The organism is Ensifer sp. GW823-FHT05D09 (assembly GCF_058795755.1).
Window position 1 is genome coordinate 291,019 of record NZ_JBXAIA010000003.1, and the last position, 17,272, is coordinate 308,290.

Consider the following 17,272-nt stretch of genomic DNA (forward strand, 5'->3'; position numbering starts at 1 on the left):
GTTAAACCTTCAGGATCAGGGAATTCATGGTCAGCCGTTTGCCAAGGTCGAGGCGAACTTCTCCGCGCATCGCCAGCTGCATCACAGCTGTGAAAACAGGATTGGACTGAGGGAGGACCGTCGGCGCATCGTCGCCTTCCCAGACAACCGCGTGCTGCGGTGTGCCCAGGTATCGCCAGACATCATCGATAGTGACCGGATGCCCAAGTGGGGCGATGGCGTCGCGAACACGATCCAGATCGACCGGCTGCGAACGGACCTCGCGGTGCTGCCACATCTGGCGCAGGTTCGAGAAACGAGGCTCGATATGAAGCGAAGCCTCGTTCAGCACCCGGAAGGCACAGCCGAAAACTTCCAGATAATAATCGGCAAGAGCCTTGGCCTCGCTGACATGCCACGGCCGCTCTTCCTGCATGTAGAAAGTTTCATACTTCAGGAAGACGACAGAACCGTCGCGGCGCTTGGCAGCCACATCCGCGAAATGATGCAGACGATCCTCGACCCCAGGTTCAATCTCGACCCAGGCATCAGCAGTCAGCGGATACGGAGAGATCGCCACGACATCCGGATCGGTGTCGAGGTGAAGAACGCCATCGGCCATGAGAGGAGAACGGCAACGAATGCCGCCACTGACGCATTTGCGCGTGGGAAATTCCACCGGCAGCGTCTTGTGGCGAACACGCTTGGGCGGGTCATAGACCGGCTCATGTTCTGCCGAAAACAGGGAATTCAGTACCGCATAGACCGATTTAGCGCGCATCACGCACCTCACGATCCGGCAACGGTACACCCTCGTTGCCTAAGATAGCCTTGGGCACGGTCGACATCGCACGCAGCGACATGACAATGTGCTCAGGCACCCCCAGCACGACAAGTTGCTCGACGGAAACGGGCTTACAAGCCACGCGTCCGCTATCGAAAGAGCCGTTCATCACAGCCTCCATCGTTCGCGCTCCTGACAGGAAGCGCGGTGGAACTCGGATAGGAATGGATGTCGCTGACCCTCGAAGGGGTCAGAATCCTATCGCTAGACCGTGGTGATGGAAGAAGTTCGGAATAGGCTTCATCGCACGCAGATGCCCTTCGTCACGAGACGACCGGGGTGCACAGCGATGGTAGCTTTTGAGGAATTTCATTTTATCCACCGTTCCCTAACTTGGGTTGACCTCGGTGGGATGGTGCTCAGCAAATCAGCCGAGCAAAAACGCTTTGCTAGCTGACGATTGCCGAACGGACATCCCGTTCGTTTCGTATGCATAGCTTATAGGTCACAGCATTTTTCCTTTGCTTTTCGGCGCGGACGAGAAGGTACCTCGACAAATCCGAACAAGAGATTGCATTTTTCTCAGGCATTTTAAACGACCAAAGGAATTCTTCAGAACTCCTTCGTTTCCAGGCCTCGCGACCTCGATTTATTTTCGGTTCGGACACGTCATCTGCCCGGTGGCCGGTATATGTTCACGTATTGTTCTATATGTCAAGCGGCCTTTGTGTCATGCTTTGCATCGCGTCAGCCTGACGGATATCGACGCCGTGAGACACACCATGAAACATGACCCGCATCCCGTTCGCTTCCTCGACCTTCCTGGCATTCTGGAAAACCGTCCGGAGAAAATCGGCTACGAGGCGGCAGTCTCACACCGTGGCCTGTCCGGACGTCGTTCACGCAAGGAGAATGATGTCGCACTGACTTGGGCTGATAACCGCGACCTCGAAAACATGTCTGCTGAGCAGCAGCAGTTCTATATGTTTCGCGTCGAGAAGCTGAAAGAGCTGGTTGGGAGCGTGTTCGTGTCAGGCGACGTGCCTAACGTTTACGATGTCTCGGCCCTCGTTGGCAAACTGCCGGATCAGGACATCTCTGCCTGGAACCTGTCCAACCTCGTTATACCTGGTGGCGACGGATTTTCATTTTTCGATTTCGGGCACCAGGAAGCACTGGTCATCGACAAGGATAAGAACCTATATTTCGAAGGCGCGTACGTTGAGATGACGGAATCCGACGACGAGCGCAGCATGTTCGACTTCTATCTCGTCCTTAACGACCCTGAATTTGACCGGGACGGATTGGAGCGGACGACTGCGGCGACCCTGGCACGCATGGCCAATTACGTTCATATGCGCATTGGCGAAGACAATACGATTGAGGGTGCGTACCAATTCTTCTCGTACTGGAACACCTCCGCGAACGCCAATGACGAACTACGTGGTGATTGGAAGGCCGCAACGGCAGCGATCAACACTCTTATCAAAGCTGCGACGTACATTGCCTCCGAATTCGTCGGGGATATCGAGTTCGGATACAGCAAAGATGCCCCAAGACCATTAGTCGTGGCTGCCTCCGAGGGCAATCTCGGTGCAGTCAAAAAGCTTACAGAACAGGGCTTCCCAATGATCATGCATGTCGGCCGTAACATCGGTCCTATTGCTGAACTGTTAGAACCTCGGTTCGAGACGGCTGCGACCTACGGGCGGTGATGCCGCAGCTGCAATTTCTTGGGGAATCCTGCGAGTGAAGTAAGTTTCCGTTGCGTAGCTGTCCCGATATCCGTCAATATCAATTTATTACGGGATCGGGGCAGTCAATGAAGAATGATCAACAAGAAGCGTATGAACGTGTCCTTACATCGTCACTTGCTCGGGTTCTGGATTTCCTGAAGTTTGCGGAAACCAAGAATGCCGCCCTGCTTACATTCGCCTCTGCCTCGATAGTAGCTTCGATAAGCAACCTGAATAATTCCACGCTCGGAAGTGAGTGGAGAACGGCTTTTACCTTCGCGTTGCCATTGTTCATTCTCACGGCGCTGACGGCATTATATTCGTTTCTCCCTAAGACCCTGTTGAACAGCTTTCACAAAGACCCGGAGCAATCGAAGTCCCTCTTGTACTTTGGTGATGCTGCGTCCTTCGCTCCCGCTGCATATAAACAGCGAGTATTGGAGCGATACCTTCCGCCAGAAAATGAATCCGCCACCCAAAACTACCTGGACGACCTGGCGATCCAAATCGCTGTCAACAGTCAGATCACTAAGCGGAAACTTACGATCTTCAACACCGGCGCATTGATCGTGTTTTGTGCGATCCTTGTTGTCTCGGTTCCCGGCATCATCAGTCTGTGGCGGCTTCTATCGGCGCTATTCGGGAGCAATCCATGACGATGAAGGACCTGCGCGATGAGATTGTCGAGGAAGTCAGCACTATCCTGGCGGCAGACTTTCAGATTGATGTGACGGGGACAAAGACGGTCCCACATTCAGGCGACCCGGCAATAACGTTTCCAAACTTGGACGCCAAGCGACAAGGCGCGAAGTTGATCGAGACCTGCGTACTTTACATCGACATACGCCGGTCAACCGAGCTGAATATTACCCACAAACCAAAGACGGTAGCCAAGCTCTACTCAGCTTTTGTCAGGGCAATGACACGCTGTGCTCGTTACCATAAAGGGCACGTCAGAGGCATTATCGGTGACCGTGTCATGGTCATATTCGATACCACAGACGCGTATGTAAATGCCGTGGAATGCGCGATTGCGATGAATACGATCTCCCAGCATGTGATCAATCTGCATTTCAAGCGGGGCGAGGTTGAATGCGGCATTGGGATTGATGCTGGGAATATGTTAGCGACCAAAACAGGCGTGCGTCGCCGGGGCGTTGATCAAGCTGCCTACCGAAATCTTGTATGGCTGGGAAGACCTGCGAACGTTGCGAGCAAACTGACGGACTTGGCCAACAAACCCGAGGAAAGCGTTCCGATTCCAATCGTGTCCGCACACTTCAAGTCACCCCTTGGCATTTTCGCCGGGCTGGGTGGAGATGGAACCTGGAGAGACTTTTATCCCAGTGACTTCGTACGTCAGCTTTCATCCGAACTGCTCGGGAATCGCATCCAACACTCTGACCCGAACTTCCAGATGATGTTGGTATCCGAACGCAGCATTGTTACGCGGGCGGCAACGAAACCCATCATGATGACCGAGACGGTCTGGAACGGGTACAAGGCCGCCGCACCGGCCGCGAAATCAGTGGTCAATGGCTGGTTCTCCGAGGTGCCCATAAAGGTACCGGGCTATACAGGCAAAGTTTACGCCGGAGACGTCTACTACCCAGCGCTGAAGGCCTGATCCGCGCGAACCTCGGATATACTACCACCGGCGTCATTGCGTCTAGGGTGATGACCGTATCGATATCCCGGGTTATTGAAGCGCAAGATTTAACGCATCAGTTGTATCATGAACGATCCCCACGGTAAGAATCCATATTTGCATCTGAACCGATTCGTCGGCTTTCAGGATGGATCGCGGGGATGTCGGTGCACATTACAAAAGTCGTCATCAAAAACTATCGGTGCTTGCTGGACTCGTCGGTTGATCTCAATCCGAACCTAAACGTCATTGTCGGCGACAATGAATGCGGGAAATCGACCCTTCTGGAAGCAATACATCTTGCCTTGAGTGGGCAGATCAACGGCCGTGCTATCCAGGGGGAACTGCACCCTTACCTCTTCAATTCCAAGGTGGTCACGGAATACATTGCGGCACTGCACAAGAAGTATGTCGGTCCGCCGCCTTCGATACTAATCGAGCTTTATTTCTCGGACGATCCCGACCTGACAAAGCTGAAAGGAAAGATAAATTCCCTGAAGCTTGACGTTCCAGGCGTCAGAATGCTGATCGAATTCAACGAAGGCTACCGGGCTGAGTATGATGACTACATCGCCGATCCCTCGCTCATTCGAACGGTTCCAGTAGAGCATTACATTGTCCGGTGGCGCGATTTCGCTGACAACGATGTGACAGCACGATCCATTCCAGTTCGACCCAGCTACATCGACGCGAGCACCCTGCGGAACAATGGTGTTGCCAATCGATATGTCCTGGATGTGGTCAAGGACAGCTTGACGCGTGAGGAGCAGGTTAGTCTCGCTCTCTCATATCGGCAGATGAAAGATCGCTTCCTGGCCGACCCTAAGGTGGCAGCGATCAATTCAGGTCTTGAAGCGAAAAAAGGGCATGTTTCTGATAAGGCGATCACCGTGTCGCTCGACAGCTCGGCTCGGGCAAGCTGGGAGTCAGGTGTGATGCCGCACCTTGATGAGATTCCGATGACGCTTGTTGGCAAAGGTGAACAAAGCTCAGTCAAAATCAAGCTAGCCTTGGATGTTGCGGACAGCTCCCACGTTTTCTTGATCGAGGAAGCTGAGAACCATCTTTCATTTACAAATCTTGCAAGCTTGATCGCTCATATCGCCGCCAAACGCGGAGACCGGCAGCTGCTGATAACCACCCATAGCAGCTACGTGATGAACAAGCTCGGGATTGGTTCCGTTTTGATGTTCATGAACGGCATCGCGACCAAGCTAACAGCGCTCGATCCGAAGACCCGGGATTACTTCCTAAAACTGCCGGGCTACGACACGCTTCGATTAGTGCTTTCAAAGCGTGCGATCCTGGTTGAAGGGCCATCCGATGAGCTTATTGTGCAGAAAGCCTTTCATCGAAGACACGGAAAGATGCCCATTGAGGCGGGCGTCGATGTCATCAGTGTCAGCTCTCTCGCATTCAAACGCTTTTTGGAGATCGCTGACATCTTGAATACCAAGGTCGACGTGGTGACCGACAACGATGGGGACGTGGCTCGGCTGCAGCAAAAGTACGCCGATTATCTCAAGCATAAACACATCGCAGTTCAGTACGATCCCGACGAGAATGCGAGGACATTGGAACCGCAGATTCTCAAGGCCAATGACCGGGCTGTGTTGAATGATATCCTGGGCACCACGTACACCACGGACGAAGACCTGCTGAAGTTCATGCAGAATAACAAAACCGAGGTCGCGCTACGGCTTTTCGAAACCGATAAAGCGTGGAACGTACCGGAGTATATCAACCGTGCGGTCGCCTAACCGGATTGTCATCGCTGCTGCAGGTGGTGGAAAGACAACACGTATCGTTGACGAGGTCCTGGCCGACAAGTCGGTCCGGTCGGCAATCATCACCTACACCAGAAACAATGTTCGCGAGATTCAGGCCAAATTCTATCAGCGTGGGCAAGCCATCCCGCAACACGTAGAGATCATCCCCTGGTACACGTTCCTTCTCCGCGAAATGGCTCGGCCATACAGGAACCATAAATACGACAAACGCATAGACGGGATTTTTTGGACGGAAACGACGGTCGACAGGTTCGCTCCCAAATCGGACGCTGGCCGCTATTATTTCGGAAATTCGTCGAACATCTACTCGAACAAGCTCGCGGAGTTCGTCTGCGACTGTAACGCGATATCCGACAACGCGATCATGCGTCGGTTGGAGCAGCGCTTTGAACGCGTCTACATCGACGAAATTCAGGATTTCGCTGGATACGACCTCGACATCCTCGAACTGATGCTCAGGTCCAATCTCGAAGTCGTTCTTGTGGGCGATCCCCGGCAATCCACTTTCACGACCAATAATTCCAACCGTCACAAAGGCTTTCGCGGGCCTGATATCATCAAGAAATTTCGGGACTGGGAGAAAAAGAAGCTCGTTGAACTACAGCATCTGGTCGAGACCCATCGGTGCAACCAAATAATCGCAAATCTTGCTGACAGCTTTTACCCCGACCACGAAAAGACACAGTCGCGAAACAAGGACCTGACCGGTCATGACGGCGTGTTTTCGATAAAGACAGGGGACGTTACCGAGTACATCAACAAGTTTAAGCCGCAGGTGCTACGATTATCTGTGAAAACGGAATGCGCTGGTTTTCCCGCCCTGAACTTTGGAGAGTCGAAGGGTATGACTTTCGACAGAATACTAATATTCCCGCATAAGAAGGCGGAGAAATGGCTGAAGACGGGAGACTATGAGCTTGTGAGCGGTGTCAAACCTGAGCTGTATGTCGGAGTTACCAGGGCCCGCTACAGCGTAACATTCGTGTACGACGGAACTTCAGCTCTAAAAGAGATCGTCCCACACTAAAGCATGTCGCGGTAGTCCTGAAGGAGCGCGCTATTCCGATTGGTGGCGACTGCTGCGTTTCGCCAACTGAGCATCGGGGTCATTGTCGTCGCCTGTTCGAGTCCAGTTCAGCGATGTTGAGCCACGCCGTCAGGCGATGTCGGCGAAGACGTTGAGCCGACCTTGCTACACAAGCAGCCCTACTGCCTGTAGTGTTCGATTTCTTGCAACACTGCTTCTACGAACCCTGCTTGCAGCCCAAGATAAGCCAATCGACATTCTGTGGTCGCAGCGATTTCTGGAGCCACCTCTCTTAGAATTTTTGCTAAGCCTAGTCGAAGTTGCTGTGTTGTGCGACTCCGGTCTGTGGTCCGTCGCAAGGATTGCGCTTCGTCAAAGAGTTGCCCAATGATGTACGGCTGATGCGGTCGCTCATTCCTGACCGAAAGCGTCAGGTCCAGTTCCTGCATACGCAAGGGTCCAAAGCTGAAAAGAAATTTTGAATAAAATTCATACCCTGGTGGCAAAAGCACTTTTAAATCTCCCAGTTTACGAGAGCATCGAACCTGGGCCTGAAAGACACCAATTTGCTAAATGTTGTTGTAAAAAATTCACTCAAGCAACTGGGGCCGGTCAGTTGTAGAGACTACCTCAGTCTGAAAAGAGCTTTTGGTAAATTCAGACAAACTAAAGCCAAAACTAGAGGTCTAAAGGTAGCGTCTAAATTCGCTGCGAAACATCGTTGGCTTGCATGCGACTGTCAGGGCGAGACAGCCCGCCCACCAATTCTATACCCTCATGCAAAGAACGGAATACAACGCGAGCCTTTCGCGCGAAATTTCCCTCACGCAGAACACTGTGAATTTGCGAAATATCCTGAGCAACAGTCTAAAGTAGTGGAAACCTACCGGAAGGCGGTACCGACGAGACGCCCGAGAAGGCTGGTCCCACCTTTCATACGCAACGAAGCCAATGATGTACCGTCATCAAAAAACGTCTCCTCTGCTCGAAAACGCCCCGGACTGGCACGGCTTCTCGTCGAGATTCTTGAGACATGCGAGATACAGGTATTAGACGAGTTCGCCAGGAAAGAGGATACTCAGCGCCGTGCTGACCAGATCGCCCTCATCGAGGAGTCGGCCCAACATATTTATCTGGACACTGACCAGCCGCTCTCGAAATGGATTGCAACGTCGTTCAGCGAATACATGGACCTTCGCAAACGACTCGACGCTGAGGAACACGATTGGCGGCGCGGCAGGCCGCACGGCATCTACATCGACACCTTCTCACGCATCGTCGGAGAAACCCTTTTTATAAACGAGGAGCGGGATACTCCATACATCGCGGTCGATGGGCATCTCTACACTTACGGAGGGTATCAACCGGCTCGCACACCATATCTCGCGATATGTCTGGTTGCTAAGCCGATGGCCCAGGACACTCCGAGGGTAATCAGAGCGTATGCACATCCTTGCCTAGGAAAAACCCATTTTGCTCTCGTTGACAGTGCACTGGAGAAGGCAACCTTAGACCAGGTAATTGATTGCAAAACATACCTCGAAACATTCGGCCTCGAAGTTAAAATATTGAAGCCGCTATCCGACATGGGGCCGCGTCTCCCGACAGAGCGGCCGGTATGCATTCCCGACTTCGTTGTTAGTGCCCAAGGACCACTAGTATTGAACTCCACTGTCGTCGTTGAGACCATGGGTTATGATACAAAGGCCTATCGGAGCCGAAAACGCGAGATGAAAAAGTGGTTCCGGATGATCGGTGGAACAGGCAAGTATGGTACTCCGATTGTTGAGCACGACCGGTCTGGGGAAACGGATGAGACAGAGATCGCCAGTATAGACTCAAAATTTTGGACGAAATTGCGCAACAATCTGTCCACTGCGCGTGGCCCCCGAAGGAAAAAGCCTGAACACGGAGGCTGAAGCTGCTTGCCAGTGGGCAGCAGATTAGGAGCATCGGTCAGAGCTTTGAGAAGGCACTCACCAAGGCTTGAAAGCATTCATTCAGGTGAAAGTGACCGCAGTTCATTGACGGTGCCACGCTTGCGGCAGTTGCGGCGGTGGTCACGCTATGGGAAGAGACCAATTCTCACCCGTTGAGTCGATCAATCGCAAAGGATCGTCGTTTCAATCAACGGATGAGTCGGGCTATAGGCATCCTTGCAGGCAAATCGGGCCGCCGCACTGCTTGACGATCAGAGGGCTGCCGCAATTCCCGCTTGAGCTAACCCAATTTTTACGATGATATGGTGAAAATGAGGTTCACGCCTCGCTGGGGGACATCACCATCATGGAAGCCATCGTGTGAGGCAGGATCGTCGATCGTTTCGAAACAGGACCTCCATGCGCCGGCTTCTCCTGGCACTGCTGCCTATCGCCACCCTCCTTTCCGCCTGTTCGTCGACCGACTACGATCTGATGCAGACCGCATCGATCCCGCCGCGTTTCAACGATACCGATCCGCAGGATTTCGGCGACCGCACACCGCAGCATCACAATATCCACGGCATCGACATCTCCAAATGGAATGGCGATATCGACTGGATGAAGGTGAAAAACTCCGGCGTCTCCTTCGCCTTCATCAAGGCGACGGAGGGCAAGGACCGGGTCGACACGCGCTTCAACGAATATTGGCAGCGCGCCCGCGCCGCCGGCATTCCCTATGCGCCCTACCACTTCTACTATTTCTGCTCGACGGCGGACGCCCAGGCCGACTGGTTCATCGCCAATGTGCCGAAGAGCGCCGTCTACCTGCCACCGGTTCTCGACGTCGAGTGGAACGGCGAATCCAAGACCTGCCGCACCCGCCCCTCGCCGGACGAAGTCCGCGTCGAGATGAAGCGCTTCATGGACCGGCTCGAAGCCCATTACGGCAAGCGACCGATTATCTACACCTCGGTCGACTTCCACCGCGACAACCTCGTCGACCAGTTCAAGGAACACCACTTCTGGGTCCGCTCCGTCGCCAAGCATCCGGGCGAAGTCTATGTCGAGCGCCGCTGGGCCTTCTGGCAATATACCAGCACCGGCGTGATACCAGGCATCGACGGCGCCACCGACATCAATGTCTTTGCCGGCTCGCCGAAGAACTGGAAGAATTGGGTTGCGGCCGTCTCCAAGCCGAAATGACGACGGCCACGGTTCTGTGCATTAGCGCGGCAAACCGACCCATTTTCTTCTTTCCGTCATAATGCTCTGAGAGACGAGCGGCAGATTGCATCTTTGGTACATTGACCGCCAGCGGCGGCGCATCGCGCCGTGCGGCGACAGAAAGGAATTATCATGATCCTCAAAACCCGGCATGCTCTTGCGTCCGTCGCGCTTCTCGCGCTGACAGCCTCGCCCGTTTTCGCGCAGCAGGCACCGGCTTGCGGCGGCGATCTCGGCGCGTTCCTGCAGGGCGTCAAGGCCGAGGCAGTCGCCAAGGGCGTGCCGGCCGACGTGGTCGACCGTGCACTTGCCGGCGCCGCCATCAATGAGAAAGTGCTGAGCCGCGACCGCGCCCAAGGCGTGTTCAAGCAGACCTTCACCGAGTTTTCCAAGCGCACCGTCAGCAAATCGCGCCTCGATATCGGCGCCCAGAAGATGAAGGAATATGCCGACGTCTTCGCCCGCGCCGAGAAGGAATTCGGCGTTCCCGCCCCTGTCATCACCGCCTTTTGGGCCATGGAAACCGATTTCGGTGCCGTTCAGGGCGACTTCAACACCCGCGATGCGCTTGTCACGCTTGCCCATGACTGCCGCCGGCCGGAAATGTTCCGCCCGCAGCTGATCGCCGCCATCGAGATGGTCCAGCACGGCGACCTCGACCCGGCAACGACCACCGGCGCCTGGGCCGGCGAGATCGGCCAGGTGCAGATGCTGCCGGAAGACATCATCGCCTATGGCGTCGATGGCGACGGCGACGGCCACGTCAACCTGAAGAAGAGCTCGCCGGACGCGATCCTGACCGCCGCCAAGTTCATCCAGAGCCTCGGCTTCAAGGCCGGCCAGCCGGCGATCCAGGAAGTCAGCGTTCCCGAACAGCTGCCCTGGGAAAAGACCGGCCTGCAGCCGGGCATGAAGGCGAGCGACTGGTTCGCGCTCGGCGTCAAGCCGCGCAATGGCGACACGTCCTTCGGCAACCTTGAAGCCTCGCTTGTCCTGCCGCAGGGCCGCAAGGGCGTCGCGTTCCTGACCTACCCCAATTTCAACGTCTATCTCGAGTGGAACCAGTCGTTCATCTACACGACCTCGGCCGCCTATTTCGCGACCCGCCTCGGCGGCGCACCGACCTATGAGGGCGGCAACCCGGAACAGGGCCTCGACGACACCGGCATGAAGGCGCTGCAGACCAAGCTACAGACGCTCGGCCATGACGTCGGCAAGGTCGATGGCATCCTCGGCTCGGGCACCCGCGCAGCGCTGCAGAAGGAACAGCTGCGCCTCGGCCGTCCCGCCGACGGCTGGGCAACGCTCGAACTGCTGAACTCGCTCTAAGCATTTCCGGAAGAAGAGCAGCGCGGCAAATGCTTGAAGACAATCCTATCGCGCGCTTCTGCATTTCCGCCTGAACCGAATGCACATCTGCCCGGCCGGGATCTGGCCGGGCAGATGTTCGCCCTTGCTCCCCCGATCGCAACGGGCCGAAGCCGCCAGGCGCCTCCCTCCCCGACCAGCGATAAACACCGAGATCACTTATGGGCTGCCCCCCCCCCGCAAGAAGTGGGTGGTGTCCTGCATCTCGCCGCGCTAGACCTGTGTGATGCCTCTCCCCGGGGCCAGTGAACCGCCATCGGCGCACCGTGGAGACGTGATCTAATCAGTTGCGCATCCCGATTGCTCGAATGGATCGGCAGCGGCCGCGCAGAAAGCGCGAGCAGTACGATGAATGCACCATCACAGGCAGCCAGCCAGCAGATGACCATGCGGACCTGGGCGCTTCTCGCCCTGCTCGGGCTCATCTGGGGCGGATCCTTTTTCTTTGCCCGAGTCGCCGTCGCGCATGTACCGCCATTCACGCTCGTGTTCCTGCGGCTCGGCCTCGCGGCTCTGGCGCTGCACATCTATATTCGTGGGCGCTTCGGCATCTATCAGGTGCTTGCGAGCCGCTGGCGCGAGTTCCTGCTGATGGGCCTGATCAACAACGCCATTCCGCACGCCTTCATCTTCCTCGGGCAAACCCAGGTCGGCGCCGGGCTTGCGGCGATCCTGAACGCAACCACGCCTGTCTGGACCGTGATCATCGCCAACATGGCAACCGACGACGAGAAACTCAGCACCGCCAAGATCGGTGGCTGCCTGCTCGGCCTCGCCGGCACGGTGGTGTTGATCGGGCCGAGCGCCATCGCCGGGCTTTTCGGCAACGCCAGCGGCGTGCCGCTCTGGGCATTGCTGCTGCCGGTACTGGCCGCCGTCAGCTATGGCCTGGCGGCAACCTACGGCAAGCGCTTCCGCGGCCTGGCACCACCCGTCACCGCGGCCGGCCAATTGACCGCCTCGTCACTGATGATGCTGCCGGTCGCATGCCTCATCGACACGCCCTGGGCCCTGCCGATGCCGCCGATCGAGGCGACGCTTGCCATTCTCGGCCTCGCGCTCGTCTCGACTGCCTATGGCTATATCCTGTTCTTCCGCATCATGGGCGAGGTTGGCGCCACCAACACGTCGCTGGTCACGCTTCTGGTTCCACCGAGCGCAATCCTGCTTGGCTATCTCTTCCTGGGCGAGACATTGCAGCCGGCAGATGTGGGCGGCATGGCGCTGATTGCCGCCGGCCTTGCCGTACTCGACGGCCGGATCCTCAGGATGAAACGCGCCGCATAGGAGGAATCGAACAGGCCGGGAATGGCGGGAAACGTGCCCTTCCGAAGCACTCACGCTCGGTTACAAACGTTTACATTAACCTTCCGGCAGCGATTGTGAAAAAAATGTGGCACGTTAAAATGCGATTTAATTTCAAACGACTAGCCCTGTTGATAAGGCAAATGTGATCACGTGTTTTTGCACTGCAGCACAAGTTTCCCTTTTAAGCGCCGTTAATTCGCCCTATGTTTTAACGGTCAGCGCAAGGAGGGTCTTCGATGGGACTTACACATTCGTTGAATGTCCTCATGATTAGTGCAGCGTTCGTATTCGTGGCCACAATGCTCTTCATCTGAAGTCAGGCCGCTGAGAGTCCAAACCGAAATAGGGACTTTAATTTTCCGGGAATTCAATTTGCAGCAGAGATTTTTGAGGTAGGCCAACACAGCAATCTGCCTCGACGCTGCAGGAAAAAAGAAAGCGCATGAAGGACACCTTCATGCGCTTTCGCTTTTTCAAGGTCGGCTTTCCGCCGGGACATCCGTGCTGACCCGAGGAAATCGACCCTTTCCACATTTGCGGGCGAAATCGCGGGGCTTTACGCCGCCGCGCCGGCAACCGCCTTCAGCGCAACATGCTCGCTTTGCGCCGTCTCGTCCGCGCGCTCGAACCCGACGAGGTCTAAGACGGCCGTGATCAGCGGCGAACGGTTCATGGTATAGAGATGGAAATCCCTGACGCCACGACGGGCAAGATCGACGATCTGCTCGGCGGCGATATGGGTCGCCTCCTTGAAGCGCTCGGTCGGCTGGTCTTCCAGATGCGCAAGACGGGTGACGATCACCTCCGGCACGCTGGCGCCGCAAAGGCCGGCAAACTTCTGCACCTGGCCCAAGTTGTTGATCGGCAGGATGCCCGGGACGATCGGGATATCGATGCCGGCCCGGCGCACGCGCTCGAGGTAGCGTTCGAAATCGTCGTTGTCGAAGAAGAACTGGGTGAGCGCCCGGGTCGCACCGGCATCCACCTTGCGCTTCAGCATGTCGATGTCGGCATCGACGTCAGGGCTTTCCGGGTGCTTTTCCGGATAAGACGATACCGAGATCTCGACATCGCCGCGATCGCGGAGCGCCCGCACGAGATCGGAACTGCTCTCGTAACCACCCGGAAAGGGCTGGTAGGTGCTGCCGATTCCGCCCTGCGGATCGCCGCGCAGCGCCACGAAGTGACGAACGCCGAACGAGAGAAACTCGTCGATAACCGTGTCCACCTCCGACTTGGGCGCGCCGACGCAGGTCAGATGCGCTGCCGTGTTGGCAAAGCCCTTCTCCTCGATCATCCGCTTGACTGTCGTCAGCGACCGCGTCTTGGTCGAACCGCCCGCACCATAGGTGACGGTCACGAAGGCCGGACAAAAGACAGAGAGATCTTCGGCCGTCTGGAAGAGTTGCACTTCCATCTCATCGGTTTTAGGGGGGAAGTATTCGAAGGAAAGCCGCAGATTGCCGCGCTCGGCAGGATAAAGCGTCTGTGCCGTCATTCTCAAAGTCCCCCTGCTTGCATGCGCTGATGTGGCGCTTCGCTCTCCTCGACGGCGCGCTGATCGCGCGCCAGCCAGATTGTCACCGTCAGTTTTCCTCCGTCCGTGCCTTCCGGCGACAGATCGGTCGTCTTTTCCAGTTGGAGCCCGGCCTTCGCCAGCCAATCGGTCATGGCCTGATGCGAGAAGCCGAGCCGCGCATGGGCATGTTCGTCGCGCAAGTGCTCCAGTCCGTGCGGGGCAAAATCGATGATCACCAGCCGTCCGCCGGGTGTCAGCATGCGGGCGGCCTCGGCGATCGCCGCTTCCGGCTGATCGAGGAAATGCAGCACCTGATGAATGGTGACGAGATCGAACACCTGGCCGTCGAGCGGCAGGTTGAAGATGTCACCGTGGCGGATCGACGCCTTGGTGATGCCGGCACGGTCCAGATTTGAACGGGCAACGGCCAGCATGTCGCGGCTGGCATCGATGCCGATGCCGCGTCGGTAGAGGCCTTCGAACAGCTGTAGAATACGTCCCGTTCCGGTGCCCAGGTCCAACAGGCTGTCGACCGGCTCGTCGCCAACCATGTCGCGCAACGCCGTCTCCACGTCCCGCTCGCTGACATGCAGCCGCCGAAGCTCGTCCCAACCGGCCGCGTTGCGGCTGAAATAGGCCTGGGCCTTTTCGGCCCGCGCCTTCTTCAAGGTGACGAGCCTTGAGGCATCGCGCGACAGAACCGCGTCGTCCGATGTGGCAGACGCAAGCATCGCGCGCACCAGCGACACGCGGGCACCCTCCTGGCGAAGGCGGAAATAGGCCCATGCGCCTTCCTGGTAGCGGTCGACGAGCTCGACTTCGGCCAGCAACTTCAGGTGCCTCGAAATGCGGGGCTGCGATTGTCCGAGAATTTCGGTAAGATCGGTGACGGTGAGATCCCCCGCGCCAAGCAGCGCGAGCAGGCGCATGCGGGTCGGCTCACCCGCAGCCTTCAGCACATCCACCAGCGCGTCGAGACTTAATTCTCTCTGATCCGCCATACCAATCCCCATCAACACATAAAGATATGTTTATGTGATTTACGGATGTAGCGCAAGCGGATTTGCGCGGACAGAGCAAACTATGCCGCTCAAGGAACAGGACTTTCCACCGTTCCGTCAGGCAAGCGGGCGAAGCTTGCCTGCCCGCGGCGCCCAGATGTCGTCGCCTTGCGCACGGGTTGCGAGGCAGCCCGAGGCGTCCCTTGTTCCCTGTTGCCTTGAAGCGAATGCCGTTGAAGGAAAACGGGCGTCACGTCAACACGTTGCAGCGCGCCTGTGTGCGCCTGCCGGGCGCGGCGCCTCTCCAATCGCAGCAGGAGGTCAACCGCTTTTCGCGCTCTCCGCCGTCGGATTGCATTCGCTTGATCTCGACACGACGGCGTAAGCAGGGTCGTTGTCCGCAAGCGGCAATCGGGACAAGCCCGTAGTTAAGTCAAGCCAAACCGATCATCTCGCAAGAAATGCAAGGCGCTTGGTTGTGATTCCACACGCAAGACTCTAAAGGTGCCGAAGACGCAAACTTCTGCTCCCGAAGGCTCCTTGAAACAGGATCGCGCTCATGAAGCTGGTGACCGGCAACTCCAACCGCGCCCTTGCCGAAGCTGTTGCCAACCACTTGGATCTTCCCCTGACAGATTGCACGGTCAAGCGCTTCGCCGACCAAGAAGTCCACGTTCAGCTTCATGAGAATGTGCGCGGTGAGGACGTCTATATTCTCCAGTCGACAAGCACCCCGGCCGACGGCCATCTCATGGAGCTGCTGATCCTGGCCGATACGCTGCGACGCTCGTCAGTTCGCCGGATCACCGCCGTAATCCCGTACTTCGGCTATGCCCGTCAGGATCGCCGCGCCGTTGGCCGCACGCCGATCTCGGCGAAGTTGGTAGCCAACATGATCGCGGGCACAGGTGTCCATCGCGTCATAACAGTCGATCTCCATACGGACCAGATTCAGGGCTTTTTCGATATTCCGACTGATAATCTTTATTCAGCGCCCGTGATGACCCGCGACATTCAGGAGCACTACGACGCCAAGAATTTAATGGTCGTTTCGCCCGACGTCGGCGGCGTGGCGCGCGCTCGCGCCATCGCCAAGCGCATCGGCACCGATCTCGCGATCGTCGACAAACGGCGACCCCGCGTAGGAGTATCGGAAGTCATGAACATCATCGGCGATGTCTCAGGCAAAAGCTGCCTTCTGATCGACGACATCGTCGATAGTGGCGGGACATTGATCAACGCGGCGGAAGCGTTGTTGAAATCCGGTGCCAAGGAGGTTTCGGCCTACATAACCCATGGCGTTCTTTCCGAGGGCGCCTGCGAACGCATTGGTACCAGCAGCCTCAAGGAACTGGTGGTGACCGATTCCATTCGCGAAACCGAAGCTCAACGTCAGACCCCCAATATAAGACGCATCACTATCGCACCTTTGTTAGGCGAGGCCCTGGCCCGGACGGCGAGAGAACAAAGCGTTTCAAGCCTTTTCAGCTAGAGCGCTTCATCTTTAAACGGAAGCATTCTGCCGGAGGGAATTTCGGCCAGAACCAAGTCGGCTGGCGAAGAGCGCAGCAGAAGCTGCGGTCGAGACGGACGCCGCCGGTAATGGCCGAAATTCATCCGGCCCTTCGGGTTGGCTGAAAACGGCCGTCCACTGTGTCGGATGGCTTGACCGATGGGTCCGCATCGCTCTGCGCCATCCTTCGTGTGGAACGGCCGTTTTGAGCCAACAGAATCGCTTCCGTTTAAAGATGAAACGCTCTAAGTCGACGCGTGGCGCGACACCCACCGTCATGCCTCCCTTGAGCATCCCGCTTTCAATCGGAATCTCTGAAGGCGCATATATGCTCTCGAATCAGAGTGCTGGCGCAGCCTTGGTGCGTTCTTCTGGACGCACGGCGCCCCAACGTCGCAGACGGTTGCCGCCTACCCATGCTGCAGAAGATGGGTGCGTCGCGCGAGGCCGGGC

14 protein-coding genes and 1 pseudogene are annotated in these 17,272 nt (G+C 56.7%); 11 read left to right on the forward strand and 4 right to left on the reverse strand.

Features of this window, described 5'->3' with window-relative positions; translation table 11 throughout:
• Position 1: 1 nt before the first annotated feature.
• Complete coding sequence (locus AC1Q80_RS11755) at positions 2-790, reverse strand: hypothetical protein (protein ID WP_492360536.1); 789 nt, start codon at positions 788-790, stop codon at positions 2-4.
• Positions 750-944 (reverse strand): hypothetical protein, encoded by a 195-nt coding sequence (locus tag AC1Q80_RS11760; RefSeq protein ID WP_492360537.1) that lies wholly within the window; start codon positions 942-944, stop codon positions 750-752. The genes AC1Q80_RS11755 and AC1Q80_RS11760 overlap by 41 nt, the downstream gene beginning before the upstream one ends.
• A gap of 601 nt (positions 945-1,545) precedes the next feature.
• Here AC1Q80_RS11760 and AC1Q80_RS11765 point away from each other — a divergent pair.
• From AC1Q80_RS11765 to AC1Q80_RS11810, 10 genes and pseudogenes are all read left to right on the forward strand, one after another.
• Entirely contained in the window at positions 1,546-2,478 is a 933-nt protein-coding gene (locus AC1Q80_RS11765; RefSeq protein WP_492360538.1) for a hypothetical protein, read from the forward strand.
• Between the two features lie 107 nt (positions 2,479-2,585).
• Positions 2,586-3,155 carry a Pycsar system effector family protein gene (locus tag AC1Q80_RS11770; RefSeq protein ID WP_492360539.1) on the forward strand — a complete coding sequence of 190 codons (570 nt, stop codon included), beginning with the start codon at positions 2,586-2,588 and terminating at the stop codon, positions 3,153-3,155.
• The gene (locus AC1Q80_RS11775; protein WP_492360540.1) at positions 3,152-4,126 is read left to right on the forward strand and encodes an adenylate/guanylate cyclase domain-containing protein; all 975 of its coding nucleotides are present in this window, start codon (positions 3,152-3,154) and stop codon (positions 4,124-4,126) included. Before AC1Q80_RS11770 ends, AC1Q80_RS11775 begins: the two co-directional genes overlap by 4 nt.
• A 182-nt stretch (positions 4,127-4,308) precedes the next feature.
• Positions 4,309-5,907, forward strand: coding sequence for an ATP-dependent nuclease (locus AC1Q80_RS11780; RefSeq protein ID WP_492360541.1), 1,599 nt, complete (start codon positions 4,309-4,311; stop codon positions 5,905-5,907).
• Positions 5,894-6,964 carry a UvrD-helicase domain-containing protein gene (locus AC1Q80_RS11785; protein ID WP_492360542.1) on the forward strand — a complete coding sequence of 357 codons (1,071 nt, stop codon included), beginning with the start codon at positions 5,894-5,896 and terminating at the stop codon, positions 6,962-6,964. Before AC1Q80_RS11780 ends, AC1Q80_RS11785 begins: the two co-directional genes overlap by 14 nt.
• Before the next feature lie 566 nt (positions 6,965-7,530).
• Positions 7,531-7,800 (forward strand): annotated as a pseudogene (locus AC1Q80_RS11790) (DUF8534 domain-containing protein); the annotation flags it as partial.
• 39 nt (positions 7,801-7,839) lie between these two features.
• Positions 7,840-8,883 (forward strand): DUF8535 domain-containing protein, encoded by a 1,044-nt coding sequence (locus AC1Q80_RS11795; protein WP_492360794.1) that lies wholly within the window; start codon positions 7,840-7,842, stop codon positions 8,881-8,883.
• Positions 8,884-9,303: 420 nt separating this feature from the next.
• Entirely contained in the window at positions 9,304-10,089 is a 786-nt protein-coding gene (locus AC1Q80_RS11800; protein WP_173420626.1) for a glycoside hydrolase family 25 protein, read from the forward strand.
• A gap of 153 nt (positions 10,090-10,242) precedes the next feature.
• A complete protein-coding gene (locus tag AC1Q80_RS11805) occupies positions 10,243-11,439 on the forward strand; it encodes a lytic murein transglycosylase (protein WP_492360543.1) in 1,197 nt (398 codons plus the stop codon).
• Positions 11,440-11,826: 387 nt separating this feature from the next.
• A complete protein-coding gene (locus tag AC1Q80_RS11810) occupies positions 11,827-12,765 on the forward strand; it encodes a DMT family transporter (RefSeq protein ID WP_209790694.1) in 939 nt (312 codons plus the stop codon).
• Positions 12,766-13,342: 577 nt separating this feature from the next.
• Here AC1Q80_RS11810 and metF read toward each other — a convergent pair.
• The gene (metF, locus tag AC1Q80_RS11815; RefSeq protein ID WP_492360544.1) at positions 13,343-14,284 is read right to left on the reverse strand and encodes a methylenetetrahydrofolate reductase [NAD(P)H]; all 942 of its coding nucleotides are present in this window, start codon (positions 14,282-14,284) and stop codon (positions 13,343-13,345) included.
• 2 nt (positions 14,285-14,286) lie between these two features.
• The gene (locus tag AC1Q80_RS11820; RefSeq protein WP_173420630.1) at positions 14,287-15,306 is read right to left on the reverse strand and encodes an ArsR/SmtB family transcription factor; all 1,020 of its coding nucleotides are present in this window, start codon (positions 15,304-15,306) and stop codon (positions 14,287-14,289) included.
• Between the two features lie 559 nt (positions 15,307-15,865).
• On the opposite strand from AC1Q80_RS11820, the gene AC1Q80_RS11825 reads away from it, so the two are divergent.
• Positions 15,866-16,798 carry a ribose-phosphate pyrophosphokinase gene (locus AC1Q80_RS11825; protein ID WP_210264398.1) on the forward strand — a complete coding sequence of 311 codons (933 nt, stop codon included), beginning with the start codon at positions 15,866-15,868 and terminating at the stop codon, positions 16,796-16,798.
• Positions 16,799-17,272 lie beyond the last annotated feature (474 nt).

Excerpts from the sequence above, each read along its gene's own strand:
- AC1Q80_RS11780 (WP_492360541.1), top strand. The coding sequence starts at position 4,309 with ATGTCGGTGCACATTACAAAAGTCGTCATCAAAAACTATCGGTGCTTG.
- AC1Q80_RS11775 (WP_492360540.1), top strand. The coding sequence starts at position 3,152 with ATGACGATGAAGGACCTGCGCGATGAGATTGTCGAGGAAGTCAGCACT.
- AC1Q80_RS11765 (WP_492360538.1), top strand. The coding sequence starts at position 1,546 with ATGAAACATGACCCGCATCCCGTTCGCTTCCTCGACCTTCCTGGCATT.
- AC1Q80_RS11825 (WP_210264398.1), top strand. The coding sequence starts at position 15,866 with ATGAAGCTGGTGACCGGCAACTCCAACCGCGCCCTTGCCGAAGCTGTT.
- metF (WP_492360544.1), bottom strand. The coding sequence starts at position 14,284 with ATGACGGCACAGACGCTTTATCCTGCCGAGCGCGGCAATCTGCGGCTT.
- AC1Q80_RS11805 (WP_492360543.1), top strand. The coding sequence starts at position 10,243 with ATGATCCTCAAAACCCGGCATGCTCTTGCGTCCGTCGCGCTTCTCGCG.
- AC1Q80_RS11820 (WP_173420630.1), bottom strand. The coding sequence starts at position 15,306 with ATGGCGGATCAGAGAGAATTAAGTCTCGACGCGCTGGTGGATGTGCTG.
- AC1Q80_RS11760 (WP_492360537.1), bottom strand. The coding sequence starts at position 944 with ATGGAGGCTGTGATGAACGGCTCTTTCGATAGCGGACGCGTGGCTTGT.
- AC1Q80_RS11770 (WP_492360539.1), top strand. The coding sequence starts at position 2,586 with ATGAAGAATGATCAACAAGAAGCGTATGAACGTGTCCTTACATCGTCA.
- AC1Q80_RS11800 (WP_173420626.1), top strand. The coding sequence starts at position 9,304 with ATGCGCCGGCTTCTCCTGGCACTGCTGCCTATCGCCACCCTCCTTTCC.
- AC1Q80_RS11810 (WP_209790694.1), top strand. The coding sequence starts at position 11,827 with ATGAATGCACCATCACAGGCAGCCAGCCAGCAGATGACCATGCGGACC.